The organism is Bittarella sp. HCP28S3_D9 (assembly GCF_052065655.1).
GTDB classification, from domain to species: domain Bacteria; phylum Bacillota; class Clostridia; order Oscillospirales; family Ruminococcaceae; genus Bittarella; species Bittarella massiliensis.
In genome coordinates this window covers 60078-76457 of sequence record NZ_JBQHTP010000002.1, presented here as the reverse complement: position 1 = coordinate 76457, position 16380 = coordinate 60078, and the positions used below count along the sequence as shown (strand labels likewise).

Here is a 16380-nt window from a genome sequence, read left to right as displayed (position 1 = left end):
AGAGAATGGAACGGGAGAACCGAATCGATTTTCTGGTCTACGGGCGGAATGCCCTCTTCAGTGACCCGGTGACCCGGGTGGGCGGCGAAAAGTGCAGCTACCAGGTCCCCACCTACCAGGCCCTCAAGGGGATTGCAGAATCCATATACTGGAAGCCAACGTTTACTTGGGTCGTCGACCGGGTGCGGGTCCTCAACCCCATCCGCACCCAGTCCAAGGGGGTGCGACCCATCAAGTACCAGAGCGATGAAAACGAACTGTCCATCTACACCTATCTCACCGATGTGGCCTACCAGGTGCAGGTCCACTTTGAGTGGAACGAGCACCGCCCTGAACTGGCCTGCGACAGAAACGAGAACAAGCACTACGCCATCGCCAAGCGGATGGTGGAGCGGGGCGGTCGGCGGGACATCTTCCTGGGCGCGCGGGAGTGCCAGGGCTATGTCGAGCCCTGCACCTTCGGCGAGGGGCCGGGCGCCTATGACGACTGTCCGGAACTGGCCTTTGGGGTGATGTTTCACGGCTTCAACTACCCGGACGAGACGGGCCGCACCCAGATGGAGACCCGCCTCTGGCTGCCCAAGATGGAGCGGGGGGTCATCGCCTTCTGCCGGCCGGAGGAGTGCACCCTGGTTCACCCGGTGGGGGAGCGCTCAGTCAAAGCCTTTGTTCCGGGGGAAAACCTCTCCCTCAGCGATTGCCTGGCAGAGGAGGTGGGCCTGTGAGCTGGATGCAAAAGCTCTGCGAGACCTATGACCGCTGTGCCGACCAGGTGGGGGTGGTGCAGGCGGGGCGGGTCCCCCTGCTCCCGGCCTATCACACCACCCAGCTGGCGCAGATCGAGCTGGTGCTCGACACCGAGGGGAACATCTGCCCCGGCCGCTCGTCGGTCATCGAGGGGAAGGGAGAACAGACCACCATCATCCCCTGCACCGAGTCCTCTGCCGGGCGCACCAGCGGGTTGGAACCCCACCCCCTCTTTGACAAACTGCAGTACCTGGCGGGCGATTTTGCCGCCTGTGTGCCGGGGAAGAAGAGCGGGTACGAGCTCTATATGGAGCAGCTGGACCGCTGGTGCGAAGACCCGGCCTGCCACCCCTTTGTCGTGGCGGTCTGGCAGTACTTAAAGAAGGGGCGGCTGATTGCCGATTTGGCGGCCGACGGCATTCTCTGGCTGGACGAGCAGGCCCATCTTCTGCAAAAGTGGGACGGCGCCAAGGAGGAGCTGCCCCCCATCTTCCGGGCCTGCACCGGCGGCAAGCAGATGGACGCCTTTGTCCGTTTCACCGTTCTCCCCGCCGACGGCAGCTTTTCGCCCGACAGCCGCCTCTGGGCCAGCGCGGCGGTCCGGCAGTGCTATATCGACTGGCAAAACCGCGCCCCGCAGGAGCGGGACATCTGCTTTGTCGCCGGCCGGGAGATGCCGGTCTCGGTGATGAGCCCCAAAAAGATCCGCAACCCCGGCGACGGGGCCAAATTGGTGTCCAGCAACGACGCGTCGGGCTTTACCTACCGCGGCCGCTTCCGAGACGCCCGAGAGGCCTTCTCCCTGGGGCGGGAGACCACCGAAAAGGCCCACAGCGCCCTGCGCTGGCTGATTTCCCGCCAGGGCTATAAAAACGGCGACCAGGTGGTGCTCACCTGGCGGGACAGCGGCGGCAAATTGCCCTCGGTCTGTGCAGACAGCATGGACGTTGTGGGCGAGGTGCCTGAGCCGCCTTCCCGCCGGGCGGATACGGGCGATTGGTGGGCCGCGCAGCTCAGCCGCGCCCTGGCCGGGTACAGCGGGGTGCCGGACGGGGGGGAGCGCGCCATGATCTTGGGCCTCGATTCGGCCACCCCCGGCCGCCTCTCCGTCTTTTACTACCGGGAGATGCCGGCGGAGGACTTTTTGGAGCGCATCCGGCGGTGGCACACCAGTTGCACCTGGCTGCACCGCTACCGCAGCCGCCCGACGGGGGAATTGGACAAGAAGGGGAAGCCTAAATACGAGCCGGCGACCTTTGTCGGCGCCCCCTCCCCAATCGACATTGTCGAGACAGCCTACGGGCGCAATGTGGACGACAAGTTGAGAAAGAGCGCGCTGGAGCGACTGCTCCCCTGCATCATCGAGGGCGCCCAGCTGCCGTCCGACCTGGTGCACTGCGCCGCCCGCAGAGCGTCCAACCCCATCGCGATGGAGGGGTGGGAGGCCGGAAAGACCCTCAGCATCGCCTGCGCCCTCATTCGCAAGCTGAAAAACGACCGGATAAACGGTTGGAATACGACCGGTGAATACAAGGAGGAATGGACCATGGCACTGGACACCCAAAAGACCGACCGCAGCTATCTCTTTGGTCGGCTGCTGGCCTACGCCCGCCAGATCGAGAGCCGCGCCCTCTTTTTGATGGAGGAAAAGCGCGCCACCAACGCCGAGCGGCTGCAGCAGGCCTTTGCCTCGCACCCCCGGCGCACCTGGAAAATCATCGACGGCCAGCTCAAACCCTATCTGCTGCGCTACAAGGGACAGACCTTTGAATACGAAAAGGGCATCTTTCAAATCATCGACATGTTTGAAGAGGGCGACTTCAACGACGAGCCGCTGGACGAGACCTATCTGCTGGGATACAGCAGCCAGATGAACCACTTTATCCAGACCAGCAAGAAGAGCGGCAAAAGCGAGGAAAAATCGCCCACCGAGAGCCAGTCGGAAGACAAACAGTAAAAGAGGAGGATATTTGAGATGAGCGCTCTGAACAACAAAATCGACTTTGCGGTGATCCTTTCGGTGACCAACGCCAACCCCAACGGCGACCCCCTCAACGGCAACCGCCCCCGCATCAACTACGACGGCCACGGGGAGATTTCCGACGTCTGCATCAAGCGGAAGATCCGCAACCGGCTGATGGATATGGGGGAGCCCGTTTTTGTCCAGTCCGACGACCGCCGGAACGACGGGTACAAGAGCTTGCAGGACCGCGCCAAGGGCTGCGAGGCGGTGCAGAAGGCCGCCAAGGACAAAGACGCCTATGCCAAGGCGGCCTGCGAGGCCTGGACCGACGTCCGCAGCTTTGGTCAGGTCTTCGCCTTCAAAGGGGAAGACGTGTCGGTAGGGGTGCGGGGCCCGGTTTCGGTGCATCCGGCCATCAGCGTTGACCCGGTGGACCTGGTGAGCATTCAGATCACCAAGAGCGTCAACAGCGTCACCGAGAGCAAGAAGTCCTCGGACACCATGGGGATGAAGCACCGGGTGCCCTTTGGCCTCTACATCTTCTACGGCAGCATCAACTGCCAGCTGGCAGAGAAGACCGGCTTTAGCCGGGAGGACGCGGACAAGATCAAAGAGGCCCTTCGCACCCTCTTTGAAAACGACGCCTCTTCGGCCCGCCCCGACGGCAGCATGGAAGTCTGTAAACTCTACTGGTGGGAGCACGGCTGCAAGTGCGGACAGCACTCCTCGGCCAAGGTGCACCACAGCCTCCACGTGCAGAAAAAGGAAGGGGTCGACATCCCCCACTCCTTTGCCGACTATGTGGTGACCCTGGACCCGCTCGCCGACTTGGAGCCCGAGATCTGCGATGGAATATAGGGAGGAGGAGTACCTCCAGCTCTCCGGCCTGCAGCACTTCGCCTTCTGCCGCCGCCAGTGGGCGCTGGCCTATATCGAGATGCAGTGGGCCGAGAACCTGCGCACCGTCGAGGGGGAGATCCTCCACGAAAAGGCGCACGACCCCTTCGGGGCTGAGAAGCGGGGGGACCTGCTGATCTCCCGGGGGATGGCGGTCTCCTCCCGGCGGCTGGGGATATCGGGAAACTGCGACGTGGTGGAATTTCACCGCGACCCCGGCGGCGTCTCCCTCTTTGGCAGGGAGGGGCTCTGGCTGCCGGTGCCGGTGGAGTACAAGCGAGGCCGCCCCAAGGAGGGAGAGGCCGACGAGCTGCAGCTCTGCGCCCAGGCCATCTGTCTAGAGGAAATGTTGGCCTGTCCGGCCATTCCCAAGGCCTATCTCTACTACGGCGAGACGGCTCGCCGCCACACAGTTGAGCTGAACGACGCCCTTCGCCAGCGGGTCGAGGAGCTGTTGACAGAGATGCACGACCTGGCCCGCCGCCAGCACACCCCCAAGGGGAGGTGGAGCAAGGGCTGCAATGCCTGCTCCCTCAAAAACATCTGTCTACCCCGCCTCTGCAAAGAGCCGTCGGCAGCCGAATACATCCGCGAGCGGCTGGAGGAATGCCCATGAGGATCCTGCAAAACACCCTCTATGTGACCTCTCCCGACGCCTATCTGGCGCTGGAGGGCGAGAACATCGTCGTCTCCAAGGGAAAGACGCAGGTGGGGCGGGTGCCCCTGCACAACTTGGAAGGGGTGGTGGCCTTTGGCTACACCGGGGCCAGCCCAGCCCTGATGGGGGCCTGCGCCCAACGGGGAATCGCCCTCACCTTTCTCACCGCCCACGGCCGCTTTTTGGCGCGGGTGGAGGGGGCGGAGCGGGGCAATGTCGTGCTGCGCAAGACCCAGTACCGGGCCTCCGACAGCGAGGTGGCCAGCGCCGATATCGCCCGCGCCATCTTGACGGGAAAGCTCTACAACAGCCGCTGGGTGCTGGAGAGGGCCCTCCGCGATCACAACCTCCGCCTCGACGCCGAGGAGATCCGCGCCGCCTCACAGGAAATAGCCGAGCGGCTGAAACAGCTGCAGACAGCCGGCGATCTGGACGCTCTGCGGGGCATCGAAGGGGAGGCGGCCAGACGGTATTTTTCGGCGCTGGACCAGCTGATCTTGCAGCAAAAAGAGACCTTCTTTTTCAGGGAGAGGAGCCGCCGCCCGCCCACCGACCCCTTTAACGCGCTGCTCTCCTTTGTCTACACCCTGCTCTCCCACGATGTCGCCGCCGCCCTGCAGATGGCGGGACTTGACCCCTATGTGGGCTTTTTACACCGCGACCGGCCGGGCCGCCTTTCCCTGGCACTGGATTTGATGGAGGAGTTGCGCCCCATTTTGGCGGACCGCTTTGTTTTGACCCTCGTCAACAACCGACAGGTGGGGGAAAAGGGATTTGCCCGCAAGGAAAACGGGGCGGTCCTGATGGACGACGACACGCGAAAGACGGTCCTCGCCGCCTGGCAAAAGAAGAAACAAGAGATGATCACCCACCCCTTTTTGGGGGAGAAGTTGGAGTGGGGCTTGGTCCCCTACGTCCAGTCCCTGTTGCTCGCCCGATTTTTGCGGGGAGATTTGGATGGCTATCCGCCCTTTTTGTGGAAGTGAGGGGGAGAGGGAGTGCTTTTGCTCATCACCTATGACGTCAACACCGAGACGCCGGAGGGGAGACGGCGCCTGCGCCGGGTGGCCAAGGCCTGTGTCGACTGCGGCCAGCGGGTCCAGAACTCCGTTTTCGAGTGCGTGGTGGATGCGGCCCAGAGCAGGGCCCTTCGCCACCGCCTAGAACAGATCATCGACCCGGAGAGGGACAGCCTGCGCTTTTACAATCTGGGGAACCGCTATCAGAACAAGGTGGAGCACATCGGTGCCAAACCGGGCTTTGACGTGACAGAACCGCTGATATTCTAGCGGTGCGAAGGCCAGGCGCACAGCATTTTCCAGGGGGGGTCGAACCTGCGCTGAAGCAGCTGCGGCCCCCTTTTTGCAGATTGAATTGCAAAAAAAGCGAAAAATTCCTTTGGGCTTTGGCCATTTGGGAGAAGATAGAGAGAGAAGGCCGACGGCACAGGGCAATTTTGCTAAAATCGCCCCCTCGCGGGGCGCGGATTGAAATTACTCGCCCGACCCCAGAAAAAAGGGAAAGGCTGAAAAATCGCCCCCTCGCGGGGCGCAATCGAAACTTGATTTGCGGTGTCGGCAGCGTTTGAATCGCCTCCCCATAAGCGCGAATGCGCCCTCTCCAATGACCGTTCTAAGCCATCTGTCAGCCAAACCAAATTTTCCAAACAATGGGACTTTGAAGGCCTGCCCACCCGCCTTTTCCCTGTCCGGTCCCCAACACTATCCAGCCATAATCCCCGCCCTTTCGCCAATACTAATCCCGTTGAAATTTGTGACAGACGGGAAGTGGTTTTGGGTGAAACGAGCGGGGGAATCGGCGGCGGTCTTCGCCATCGGCTGTGTGGGGTACGGCGCCATCGAGGTGCTCTGGCGGGGGTATACCCACTGGACCATGGTGCTCACCGGGGGCACCTGTTTTTCCATCCTCTACGCCGTCAACGGCAAGCACCCCGCCATGCCCCTCTGGAAAAAGTGCCTGGTGGGGGATGCGGTCATCACCGGCATTGAATTTTGCGTGGGCTGTGTGGTCAACCGCTGGCTGCACTGGAATGTGTGGGACTACTCCCAGCTGGCAGGCAATCTCCTGGGGCAGATCTGTCCCCTCTACTCCTTTCTCTGGTATCTGCTCTCCGCCCCCATCGCCTGGCTGGCGGCGGGGCTGCGGCGCAAGATCAAGGGGCAGCAGGGTCTTTTGCAGCCACTGCGACGGCTGCTCCACCCCTAGGGAACAAACAAAAAAGGGCCCCTGCGCCATGTCTGGCGCAGGGGCCCTTTTTGATCTTGCCGGTCTTAGAGGGCGTTTTTCAGCCCGCAGCTGTAGATGGAGGCGATGTCCCCGGCGCACTGGCTCACGTCCACCCGGTAGCCCTCGCCCTCCTTGGTCAGCTTGAGGACGATCTTCCACTTGGTCTCCTTGCCGCCCTTTTCCAGCTGCTTGACGATGTTCTGGGCGATGTCGTCCTCGCTCAGATCGCCGCCTTCCAAGCTGGCGGCCAGCTGCTCTTCCGAGGCCTTTTGAAACTCCTCGGCCAGGTCGACAAAGGTGGCCCCCACGGTGACGGTGTAGCCAGAAGCGTCGTCGCCGGTGGACTCCAAAATGTCAAACTTGGCCTCGGCCCGGCGCTTGGCCACCACGTCGGCGCAGTAGCTCAAGTCGATCTCCCCCTGGTCGTAGCCGTCGGCCGCGGCCATGGTCGCCGCGTCCCCCTTTGCCACCGCCTCCATATAGGCGATGGCCGCCTTGTCCTGGGGCGCCTTGGGGCCGCCGCAGCCCGCCAGCAGGCAGAGGCTCAGCAGCGCAGTGGCGCACAGGACAAATCGGTTTTTCATCATTTGTGTCCCCTCCGTTTCCGCGGCGCGCCGGACGTTCTGCCGGGAGTCTGCGCCGCTGCCGCAAAAATCCGCGAAATGTAGCGAAATAACAGATATATCTTAACACGGGCGGCGCTTCATTGCAACAAAAGCCCCTTGTTTTATGGGGAAAGATGGATTATTATAGAGGTGGCGCACCGCCCGGCGCGCCGCATTACTGCAAAGCTACTGTAAATCGAGCTGTGCATTTTTGGAGGTACTCAAATGGCAGAATTCATGTCGTACGACCCCTGGAAGAACATCACCAGCAGAAACGGGATCCCCGGTGACGAACTGGTCTCCGCCCTGCAGAAGTCCATCCGCCGCGGCAAAGAGGAGATCGCTGTGGACGTGGCTTACGAGATGTACATCACCAGCGAGCAGTTCGAGGACAAGATGTGGCGCCGCCTGATGGCCATGGCCGTCGAGGACGTGGGCTTTGGCGACACCAACGCCCCGGTGGTGGTCTACACCCTCAACAAGATCCGGCAGGAGTTCCCCTACAACGACGGGGATCGCCCCCTCTTCTTCATGCACGCCATCCGCTTCCTCTGCTCCCGCAGCAAAGAGCGCTCCACCGACTGCCTGAAAAACATCACCATCAAAAAGTTTGACCGCGGCTACAAGCTCGAGATCCCCGACTACGCCTACGACATGCACACCGACAAGGGCCGCGCCATGGGCCGCGACATCATCCACTTCCTCGAGTCCTCCAGCAAGGTCGAGCCGGTGATGGAGGGGTATGACGACACCTACCGCCAGAGACTCATCAAAATGATCCACGAAGAGCTGGAGCAGGGCGACGACCTGCCCCACGACCCGGACGCCTTCGTGTACAGCGTCTGGCAGTTCTAGGCGCAGACCGACACAGCACAGACCGCTTTTTGGGGGGCCGCACCGCAGGGTGCGGCCCCCTTTTTTGTGGCTTTCGCGCTCTAAAGTCCCATTTTTACCGGGGGAGACAACGTGCTTTTCTCGTAAAAATTCTTGAAAGGAAAGGCGTTGAAGGTGTGAAAAACAGAAAAAACAAGCTTTGGAGTGATAGATGACACGAAACGGGCTCTTGGATTGCCGGTTTGCCGGTAGCAGTGAGTGCAGCGCAATCAAAAAATTTCGACGCCCTTTGGGGGAGGAGTCCGCATGACGCCCGTTTAAGGCCGGTGCAGACCCTCTGTTTCCCCGGCGGTTTTGTCCCCTCGCCCCTCTTCCCGCATGGCCCCGGTGCGCGGCGCATATCCATGTGTGGAAAAAGAGGGGAGGGGTTGCCCGGTGGACAGCGGCGTTTTACAGGCCCTGGCCCTCTCCAGCGCGGCGGGCCTCTCCACCGCGCTGGGGGCGCTGGCGGTCTTTTTGGGCAGGCGGGGGAGCGACACCCCCATGGCGGCGGCCCTGGGCTTTGCCGCCGGGGTGATGGCCGGCGTCAGCCTCTGGGACCTCTTTCCCGAGGCCATCTCCCTGCTGGCTGGGGCGCTGGGCCGCAGGCAGGGCTTCTGGCTCCTCTTCGCCGCCTTTTTGGCGGGCATCGCCCTCACCTTTGCCATTGACCGGCTGGTCCCCGACCGGCCGGCCGCGGGGAAAGGGGCGCCCGGCAGCGCCCCGGGGAAGAGGAGCCTCTTTCACCTGGGGCTGGTCTCGATGCTGGCCATCTTGCTGCACAACCTCCCCGAGGGGATGGCCACCTTTATGGCCGGCTACCAGGACGCGGGGCTGGGCCTCTCGGTGGCCCTGGCCATCGCCCTGCACAACATCCCCGAAGGGGTCACGGTGGCGGTGCCCATCTACCAGTCCACCGGCAGCCGCGCCCGCGCTTTTGGCTGCGCCCTTCTCTCCGGCCTCTCCGAACCGGTGGGGGCCCTTCTGGCCTGGCTGGTGCTGGGCCCCTTTCTCTCGCCGGCCCTGCTGGGGGCGGTCTTCTCCCTGGTCTGCGGGGTGATGCTCTTCATCGCCGTGGAGGAGCTGATCCCCGCCTCCTGGGGGTTCGGCCGCTACCGCCTTACCCTCCTCTCCATCGGGGCGGGGCTGGCGATCTCCTGGCTGGGCACCCGGCTCTAAATGGGGCGGCCCCGATCCCCCCTTGCCAAACATTTTTTATTCTGTTAAAGTAAAAAAAACGATTGGGGGAAAATGCCGGTGAAGAGAAGCGTCTTGTTTGGCAGCCTTGTGGCCGAGGGGAGCCGCTACCAGGTGGGGCAGGCCTATGCCGCCCAGCTGCGGCAAAACCCCCTCCTGCGGCAAATCAACCTCCTGCCGGAGGGGGAGGAGGTCACCGGCCCCGCCCTGCGGGCGAAAATGCGGCTGCTGGAGGCGACAATTCCCGGGCTGGGGGAGGAGATCGCCGGCACCAGCGAGGCCCTGGGCATCCGCCCCGGCCGGCTGGCCATCTTTTCCGACCGCTGCTGTCAGCCCGGCCGCTGCAGCCAGATCGCCGCCCTCCCCGCCATCACCCGGGACGGGCACCTCTACCTGGCCCGCAGCTACGAGTACGGGTTTGCGGACGAGCTCTGCCTCTGCGTCACCCGGGCGGCGGGCAGCCCGGCCCAGGCGGGGTTCTCCCTCCTCCTCTTTGGGCGGATGGACGGGATGAACGACCGGGGGCTCTGCGTCACCATGTCCACCTGTTCCTTCCTGCAGCCGGCCGAGGGGGAGGGGCTCTGGTTCCCCGTGGTCCTGCGGGCCCTGCTGGAGCGCTGTGCCACGGTGGCCGAGGCCAGCGACCTGCTGGCCCAGCTCCCCCTGCGCACCAACGACGTCTTTTTGCTGGCCGACCGTGGCGGCCGCGCCCGGGTGGCTGAGATGGCCAGCACCGGCGGCGCGCACCGCCTCTCCTTCCGCGACAGCGAGCGGTGGCTGGTGGCCACCAACCACTATCAAAACGAGGAGATGCGCCCCTTTGACAACCACCGGGGCCGCCACTCGGTCCGGCGTTGGAAGATCGCCCGCCGCGCCCTGGAGGAGGGGGCGGGCCGGCTGGACGAGGCCGCCCTCAAGGCCCTGCTGGAGCGCCCCATGCCCGGCGGGGTCGCCTGCCCCTACTATCAAGACGGGCTGGGCACCCTCCGCTCCATGCTCTTCGACGTCACCGCCGGCCGCCTGCAAGTTTGCTTTGGCGCCCCCACCGGGGCGGGGTGGACCCCGGTCTCCCTGCAAGGCGCCTGCGAAAACCGGACCTTTTCGGTGGAGGTGGAGAGCCGCGCTCCCCAGGACCCCACCTCCTTCTGGACCTTTCTCCCCCCGGGGGACGAGGACGAGGGCGACGATTGGCAGAGCGCCTGCTGAATCAAACAAAGAGCCGCCCCGGCCGGGGCGGCTCTTTTTGTCGGTCTGCGTTCGGTCAGTGGACCGAGTACTTCTCGCTGTACTCCTGGTAGAGGCGGTTGTACTCCTCCTCCCGCCCGTCGTGCAGGGTCTGGCGGTACTGGTGGGCGTCGAAATCGCCCTTCTGCTCCCCCTCGTACCCCACCACATAGGCGGCGATGTTGGAGCAGTGGTCGGCGATCCGCTCCAGGTTGGTCAAGATCTCCAGGAAGATGACCCCCGCGTCGATGGAGCAGGTGCCCTGTTTCAGCCGCTCGATGTGCTGGGCCTTCAGCGCGTCTTTGATTTGGTCGATGGTCTCTTCCAGCGGCTCGATTTCCCGGGCGACCGCCACGTCCCGGTTCCGGAAGGCGGCGACCGCCTTGCCCAAGATCTCGCCGATGGCCTTGTCCAGGGTGATCAGCTCCCTCTTGGCCATGTCCGAGAGGACGACCTTCTTGTCGGCGATCTCCCCGCCCCGCTCCAACACGTTGATGGCGTAGTCGCCGATGCGCTCGAACTCGGTCACCAGCCAGAACATCTCCGACACCTGGCGGCTTTCCTGGTCGCTCAGGGGCTGGTTGGTCAGCTTTAACAGGTAGCGGGAGAGGGTGACCTCCATCTTGTCGATGGCGGCCTCGTACTCGGCAATGTTGTCGGCGGTCTTCTGGTCGTAGCTGAAGAGCTGCGAGACCATCTTCGAGCAGTTTTTCTGCCCGTATTCCCCCATCTTCAGCACCACGCTGCGGGCCTGCTCAATGGCCAGCCCCGGCGAGGCCAGCAGCCGCTCGTCCAGCAGCGGCACCTCGGGGGTGAGGTCCTCCTCCCCCTTTTTGGAGCGGATGGACATCTCGGCCAGCTTGCCCAGCCCCTTGTAAAAGGGGACCAGCAGCACGGTGGTGCAGATGTTGAAGACGGTGTGGAAGTTGGCGATGTCGGCCCGGGTGATGGCCTCGTTCCAGAACCCGAAACCCACCAGGTGCTGCACCGCGTAGATGGCAGTGAGGAAGACCGCGGTGCCGATGACGTTGAAGTAGAGGTGGACCGCCGCCGCCCGCTTGGCATTTTTGTTGGCGCCGATGGAGGCCAGGATGGCGGTGATGCAGGTGCCGATGTTCTGCCCCATGATGATGGGGATGGCGGTGGAGTAGCGCAGCTGCCCGGTGGAGGAGACGGCCTGCAAAATGCCCACCGAGGCCGAGGAGGACTGGATGACTGCCGTGAGGATAGTCCCCGCCAGCACCCCGAGGATGGGGTTGGAGAGGGCGATGAGGATGTCGGCGAACTGGGGCAGGTCCCGCAGGGGGGCCATGGCGTTTTCCATCGACTGCATCCCGATGAAGAGGATGCCGAAGCCCATCAGGATCTGGCCCAGGTTTTTCTGCTTGTTGCCCTGCAAGAACATGAAGAAGACGATGCCGATGGCCGCCATCATCGGCGCCAGGGCGGTGGGCTTGACCAGCTGCAGGAAGAAGTTGGAGGAGCTGATGTCCCCCAGGGCCAGGATCTGGGCGGTGATGGTGGTGCCGATGTTGGCCCCCATGATGATGCCGATGGCCCGGTCCAGCTTGAGGATGCCCGAGTTGACCAGCCCCACCACAATGACGGTGGTGGCCGAGGAGGACTGGATGACCGCCGTGATCAGCGCCCCCAGCAGCACGCTCTTGAAGATGTTGGAGGTCATCTTGGTGAGGATGATCTCCAGCTTGGAGCCGGCCAGCTTCTCCAGCCCCGACCCCATGATGTTCATTCCGTAGAGAAACATGGCCAGCCCGCCGGCCAGCGAGAGAAAGTTGAAGAAATTCATGTCGTTCCCCCAAAACACAAGAATTGGTCCGCCGCCTCGCCCCTCTGCCCGCCCCTAAAAGGCGAGCGCCGCGGGAAAAGGCCGCTCCTTTTGTCGGCGCTTTTTGCCAGGGCCAGTATAACAGTTCTTTATGGGCACTTTAATATTATTTTGCAAAGCCAATATTTTTCGATGTTTTGTCCAAAATATCTTTTCAGACACTCCGTGTTATCCACTTAAAGCGACAAGAAAATAGCCAAAAAAAGGAATTGCTCCTTGGAGGGGAACGGCCCGATTTACAGAGACTTTACAAAAAAGGCAGGCGGCCGGTCGCCCCGGCCGCCTGCCAGTTTAGAGGGCGGCGTCACATGGTCTGAAAGGTGTAGCCCTGGGAGAGGGCGTAGTCGATGAAGTCGCCGAGGATGGCGGTGTTGGTGCTGGAGACCGAGTGCAGCAGGAAGATGGCCCCGGGATGGAGGTTCTTTTTCAGCTTCTCCAGGCTCTCGGCCTTGTCCGGCTGGGCCTCGGGCACCCAGTCCTTGTAGGCATAGGACCAGAAGATGGACTTGTAGCCGTAGTCGCGCACCACGGCCAGCATCCGCTCGGAGTACTCGCCCATGGGGAAGCGAAAGACCTTCATGTCATAGCCAAAGGTGTCCTTGACGTACTGGTGCATAAAGTCGATGTCGGCGTTGGCCTCGCTCACCGAGAGGGTGGGGAAGGACTTGTGCTTTTGGGAGTGGTTGCCCAGGGTGTGCCCTTCGGCGACCATCCGCCGGCAGAGGTCAGGGGCCTCTTTACAGTAGTCGTAGGTCAAAAAGAAGGTGGCGGGCACCTGCTTTTCCTTGAGGGTGTCGAGGATCTTGCCGGTGTAGCCGTTTTCGTACCCCTGGTCAAAGGTCAGGTAGATGACCTTGTCCTCCGGGCCGATGAAGGCGGCGTTGTACTCGTCCCCCAGCTTCTGCTGGGTCTCCACGGCGGCCACCGGGCGGTTTTTGTCGTCCATCTCCCGCCCCTGCCCCCAGCCGATCTTGTTGTTTTTCAGGCTGTCGTAGTCGGTTTTGGAGGCGGTGGTCCCGGCGTTGGCGGCAAAGGCGCTGCCGCGGGAGGTGTCGTCCCCGTCCTGATTTTTGGTGATGGAGGAGGTGCTCCCGATCCCGCCGGTGTCGTTGGTGCAGCCTGCCATCGAGAGACAGATGGCCAGGCAGAGAGCCAGTGCGGCGCATTTTTTCATACTCGTCTGTCCTTTCCGGGTGCGGCCCGCCAGCGGGCTGCATCGCTTGCAAAATAGGGTTGCGAAGATTAGTGTTGCGGCTTTTGCGGGGGATATGCGCCCCGGCGCGCCTGCGGGGGGAAGTGGCAAAACTGGCAGAAATTTGCCCTTCAAGGGGGCAAAATAGAAAACAAATTGTCGTTTTTAATTCAAAAAATACGATTTGTATACAAAGAGAGCGATTGAGACAGAGAATCGGCGGTGGGGGAAGGGGGCATTCCTCTCCCCCTTTTTGTCCCGGCAGGAACCGGATGTCGTCCACTCCTCTTTTCCCTCTGCGCCGTGCGGCCGATACGCCCCAAACGGTTTTCCTCTGCCAACAGAGCCAGGCGGCTACCCAGCCCTTTTTTTCTGCGCCGGTGTGGCCGGTTTCTCTGTGACGGCGGGGCGGAACACGCACTCCCCTTTTCTTTTGACGGGCGAGCGGGGGCTTGCCCGCTCTCGCCTCGTCTTTGCGCCGGCAGGGAAGGCCGCCGCCTGTTTTTCCACCGTGCCGATGGGGGTGTCGCCCGCCTCTTTCCCAGCTTGGTGGATAAAACTGCCATTTCCCCCCTTCTTCCCCACCCGTCGGTCGGCCAGGGGCCATCCCTCTGCTTTTTCCCGCTGACGGGGTAGGTTGCTGCCCGCCTCTCTCCTCTTCGCGTCGGCAGTGAAAGCGCCGCCCGCTTTTTTCTCCCTGTGCCAGTAGAACAGAGATGCCGCTCGCTCTTCCGCTGCCTCTGTAGGACAGGGCTCCCCACCCCCGCCCCTGCGCACCAGTGAAGGCTGGGATGCACCCCGTTCCCGTCCTTCTGGCGCAGTGTGGCAGGGCACTCCAGCGCACCAGCAGAGCCAGAACGCGTTCAGCCTATCTCTTCCCGCCCCGGGGGACGGGGCGCCTCTGTGCACCAGTGTAGCCGGAATGCGCCCAGTCCACCTCTTCCCGGCGCAGGGGGGAGGTCTCCGGCTACCTTTCCCCTGCGGCGGTAGGGGGGGAGTTGCCCATCCCCACCAGCTACATGAAAAGGGAAGTGCCTTTACAGGATGCCGCCGCAGAGGGACAGCGCCCCAGAGGCAGTTGGCCGGTGAAAGAAAGCAGTGGTGGCGGGGAGAGGCCAAGACCGTCCCTGCTCTCGCCTTTCCAAGCTCCCTCCTTCCCCGCTGCCTTCAGGGAAGGGGGGACCGTCTGCGGGAGGGCCCATCCCTTGCCACCCCCCTAGAGGCCCGGTGTTGCGCCCTCTTGCCGAAAGCCCCTCCCCGGCCCACCGCCTGCGATCGTTTGGCCCGGGTGGGCCGCTGTCCGCCCCTTTTCCTTTGCCCCTCCAGCCCGCAGCCCTCTTGCCCCCACATGGGCCCCGTTGGGGGAGAAAAAAGAGCCCCGGCCCCCACAGAGGGGGCGCGGAGCTCTTTTGAAACGGCTCGGTCGGTCTTTTAGAGAACTTTGTCCAGTTCCAACAGGGTCTCGATGTAGAGGCCCAGGGCCTTTTGCAGGGTGGCGATGGGCATCACCTCATCGGGCTGGTGGGGGGCGCCGAACCCCTCGGGCAGGGAGGCGTCGTCCCCGACAAAGGAGGGGCCGTAGGTCAGCCCCAGGGGGAAGTAGCGGGCGTAGGTGGCCCCGTAAATCACATAGGGCTCGCACTGCTCGCCGGTGACCCGGTCGTAGCAGTCGCAGAGGGTGCGCACCCCCGGGTGGTCGGGGTCGATGTAGTGGGGCGGGTCAAAGAGGGGGAGGAAGAGCTCCCCGTCGATGTCGTCGCAGCAGAGCTCGATGCCCGCCTTCAGCGCCTCGGCGTCGATGGCCATCGGCCAGCGGATGTTGAAGCCGATCAGGTAGCGCTCCTCCTTCTTGTTGAGGGTGCCGCAGATGCAGGTCAGCTTTTTGAAGACCTCCTCCTCGCAGGCGACGCCGAACCCCTCGCCGTAGATGGTGGAGGAGAGGTCCCAGCACAGTTCCAGCACCTCTCGCTCGTAGCCGTCCACCACGTCGTTGTCCAGCAGGTAGCGCACCGCCTTGGCGATGGCGTTGTCCCCCTTTTCGGGGGTGGAGGCGTGGGCCGAGCGGCCGAAGGCGTCGAGGATGGTCTGGCCGTTCTCCTCCCGCACCAGCAGCTCGCCGTCGTCCACCGGGGGCAGCCCCGCCCGGTCGATGACCACGTGGGCCTTGTCGGGCACCACGTTGGAGGCGACCCCCGCCTCAAAGACGACGATGAGGCTGTTGTCGATGGGCCGGGAGATGATGTCCCCCTCGCACAGCCCCTTCTCGCCGATGCAGACCGGGAAGGTGCCGTCGGGCACCAGGGTCATTTTGGGGGCGGTGCGGTGTTTCAGGTAGTAGGGCATGTCGGTCATCCCCGTCTCCTCGTCACAGCCGAGGATCAAATCCACCCGGTGCTTGAGGGGGAGGCCGCTCTCCTGCAAAAACTTCATGGCGTAGAGGGCCATGGCCGCTGCGCCCTTGTTGTCGTTGACCCCGCGGCCATAGACCCGGCCGTCCTTCTCCACCATGTCAAAGGGGTCGTGGCTCCAGCCGGAACCGGGGGGCACTACGTCCAGGTGACAGGCAATGCCGATGGACCCCTCGGCCGAGCTGCCGTAGCTGAGGACCCCGCAGTGATAGTCCACATTGTCGGCGGAGAGGCCCAGCTCTTTCCCCCGGGCCAGCATGTAGTCCAGGGCCTTGGCGCAGTCCTCCAGGTAGGGGTAGCGCCCACTGACGGGCACCACCGGCGCCATGGAGGGGATGGCCACCAGGCGGCGCAGGTCCTCCAGCATGGCGGGGGTGTTCTCCTCGATAAAGCGCTGAATTTGTTCCTTCACTTGCTCACCACTCTTCTGCGCCCAGGGCGCAATTTTTTGTCGGCCGCTTGGGCCGGTCGCCAAAGGGGGCGGTACCTGCCGCCCGGAGGCGGCTGCCGCCGCTCCGGGGGC

14 protein-coding genes are annotated in these 16380 nt (G+C 63.3%); 10 read left to right on the top strand and 4 right to left on the bottom strand.

Going from position 1 to position 16380, the window contains the following annotated elements; all coding sequences use genetic code 11:
• Positions 1 to 5 precede the first annotated feature (5 nt).
• The 7 genes from cas5c (at position 6) to ACTNAU_RS01745 (ending at position 6491) form a co-directional block, all read left to right on the top strand.
• Positions 6 to 725, top strand: coding sequence for a type I-C CRISPR-associated protein Cas5c (gene cas5c, locus ACTNAU_RS01775; RefSeq protein WP_216401895.1), 720 nt, complete (start codon positions 6 to 8; stop codon positions 723 to 725).
• Positions 726 to 730: 5 nt separating this feature from the next.
• Positions 731 to 2704, top strand: a complete 1974-nt coding sequence (gene cas8c / locus ACTNAU_RS01770) for a type I-C CRISPR-associated protein Cas8c/Csd1 (RefSeq protein WP_441097480.1) — start codon at positions 731 to 733, stop codon at positions 2702 to 2704.
• A gap of 18 nt (positions 2705 to 2722) precedes the next feature.
• Complete coding sequence (gene cas7c / locus ACTNAU_RS01765) at positions 2723 to 3568, top strand: type I-C CRISPR-associated protein Cas7/Csd2 (RefSeq protein WP_216401893.1); 846 nt, start codon at positions 2723 to 2725, stop codon at positions 3566 to 3568.
• A complete protein-coding gene (gene cas4 / locus ACTNAU_RS01760; RefSeq protein ID WP_441097359.1) occupies positions 3558 to 4223 on the top strand; it encodes a CRISPR-associated protein Cas4 in 666 nt (221 codons plus the stop codon). The genes cas7c and cas4 overlap by 11 nt, the downstream gene beginning before the upstream one ends.
• A complete protein-coding gene (gene cas1c / locus ACTNAU_RS01755; protein WP_441097358.1) occupies positions 4220 to 5251 on the top strand; it encodes a type I-C CRISPR-associated endonuclease Cas1c in 1032 nt (343 codons plus the stop codon). The genes cas4 and cas1c overlap by 4 nt, the downstream gene beginning before the upstream one ends.
• Before the next feature lie 12 nt (positions 5252 to 5263).
• Positions 5264 to 5554, top strand: a complete 291-nt coding sequence (gene cas2, locus ACTNAU_RS01750) for a CRISPR-associated endonuclease Cas2 (protein ID WP_021659789.1) — start codon at positions 5264 to 5266, stop codon at positions 5552 to 5554.
• 508 nt (positions 5555 to 6062) lie between these two features.
• Positions 6063 to 6491 carry a putative ABC transporter permease gene (locus tag ACTNAU_RS01745; RefSeq protein ID WP_353653959.1) on the top strand — a complete coding sequence of 143 codons (429 nt, stop codon included), beginning with the start codon at positions 6063 to 6065 and terminating at the stop codon, positions 6489 to 6491.
• A gap of 65 nt (positions 6492 to 6556) precedes the next feature.
• On the opposite strand, the gene ACTNAU_RS01740 is transcribed toward ACTNAU_RS01745, so the two are convergent.
• Complete coding sequence (locus ACTNAU_RS01740; RefSeq protein WP_441097357.1) at positions 6557 to 7096, bottom strand: hypothetical protein; 540 nt, start codon at positions 7094 to 7096, stop codon at positions 6557 to 6559.
• Positions 7097 to 7342: 246 nt separating this feature from the next.
• On the opposite strand from ACTNAU_RS01740, the gene ACTNAU_RS01735 reads away from it, so the two are divergent.
• The 3 genes from ACTNAU_RS01735 to ACTNAU_RS01725 all read left to right on the top strand — a co-directional run bounded on the left by ACTNAU_RS01735 (position 7343) and on the right by ACTNAU_RS01725 (position 10393).
• On the top strand, positions 7343 to 7972 hold the full coding sequence (locus ACTNAU_RS01735) for a hypothetical protein (RefSeq protein ID WP_021659793.1): 630 nt from the start codon (positions 7343 to 7345) through the stop codon (positions 7970 to 7972).
• Positions 7973 to 8386: 414 nt separating this feature from the next.
• Positions 8387 to 9169 carry a zinc transporter ZupT gene (zupT, locus tag ACTNAU_RS01730; RefSeq protein WP_441097356.1) on the top strand — a complete coding sequence of 261 codons (783 nt, stop codon included), beginning with the start codon at positions 8387 to 8389 and terminating at the stop codon, positions 9167 to 9169.
• Between the two features lie 78 nt (positions 9170 to 9247).
• Positions 9248 to 10393, top strand: coding sequence for a C45 family autoproteolytic acyltransferase/hydolase (locus ACTNAU_RS01725; protein ID WP_441097355.1), 1146 nt, complete (start codon positions 9248 to 9250; stop codon positions 10391 to 10393).
• Positions 10394 to 10448: 55 nt separating this feature from the next.
• Here ACTNAU_RS01725 and ACTNAU_RS01720 read toward each other — a convergent pair whose 3' ends face one another.
• The 3 genes from ACTNAU_RS01720 to ACTNAU_RS01710 all read right to left on the bottom strand — a co-directional run bounded on the left by ACTNAU_RS01720 (position 10449) and on the right by ACTNAU_RS01710 (position 16269).
• Positions 10449 to 12218, bottom strand: coding sequence for a Na/Pi cotransporter family protein (locus tag ACTNAU_RS01720; RefSeq protein WP_441097354.1), 1770 nt, complete (start codon positions 12216 to 12218; stop codon positions 10449 to 10451).
• A gap of 343 nt (positions 12219 to 12561) precedes the next feature.
• Positions 12562 to 13431, bottom strand: a complete 870-nt coding sequence (locus ACTNAU_RS01715; protein WP_185916272.1) for a delta-lactam-biosynthetic de-N-acetylase — start codon at positions 13429 to 13431, stop codon at positions 12562 to 12564.
• A 1449-nt stretch (positions 13432 to 14880) separates the two neighbouring features.
• Positions 14881 to 16269 carry a Sapep family Mn(2+)-dependent dipeptidase gene (locus ACTNAU_RS01710; protein WP_441097353.1) on the bottom strand — a complete coding sequence of 463 codons (1389 nt, stop codon included), beginning with the start codon at positions 16267 to 16269 and terminating at the stop codon, positions 14881 to 14883.
• Positions 16270 to 16380: the final 111 nt, after the last annotated feature.

What these genes read in the sequence shown, in the direction of transcription:
- cas5c (WP_216401895.1), top strand. Translation starts at nt 6, where the DNA reads ATGGAACGGGAGAACCGAATCGATTTTCTGGTCTACGGGCGGAATGCC.
- cas8c (WP_441097480.1), top strand. Translation starts at nt 731, where the DNA reads ATGCAAAAGCTCTGCGAGACCTATGACCGCTGTGCCGACCAGGTGGGG.
- cas7c (WP_216401893.1), top strand. Translation starts at nt 2,723, where the DNA reads ATGAGCGCTCTGAACAACAAAATCGACTTTGCGGTGATCCTTTCGGTG.
- cas4 (WP_441097359.1), top strand. Translation starts at nt 3,558, where the DNA reads ATGGAATATAGGGAGGAGGAGTACCTCCAGCTCTCCGGCCTGCAGCAC.
- cas1c (WP_441097358.1), top strand. Translation starts at nt 4,220, where the DNA reads ATGAGGATCCTGCAAAACACCCTCTATGTGACCTCTCCCGACGCCTAT.
- ACTNAU_RS01740 (WP_441097357.1), bottom strand. Translation starts at nt 7,096, where the DNA reads ATGAAAAACCGATTTGTCCTGTGCGCCACTGCGCTGCTGAGCCTCTGC.
- ACTNAU_RS01735 (WP_021659793.1), top strand. Translation starts at nt 7,343, where the DNA reads ATGGCAGAATTCATGTCGTACGACCCCTGGAAGAACATCACCAGCAGA.
- ACTNAU_RS01720 (WP_441097354.1), bottom strand. Translation starts at nt 12,218, where the DNA reads ATGAATTTCTTCAACTTTCTCTCGCTGGCCGGCGGGCTGGCCATGTTT.
- ACTNAU_RS01715 (WP_185916272.1), bottom strand. Translation starts at nt 13,431, where the DNA reads ATGAAAAAATGCGCCGCACTGGCTCTCTGCCTGGCCATCTGTCTCTCG.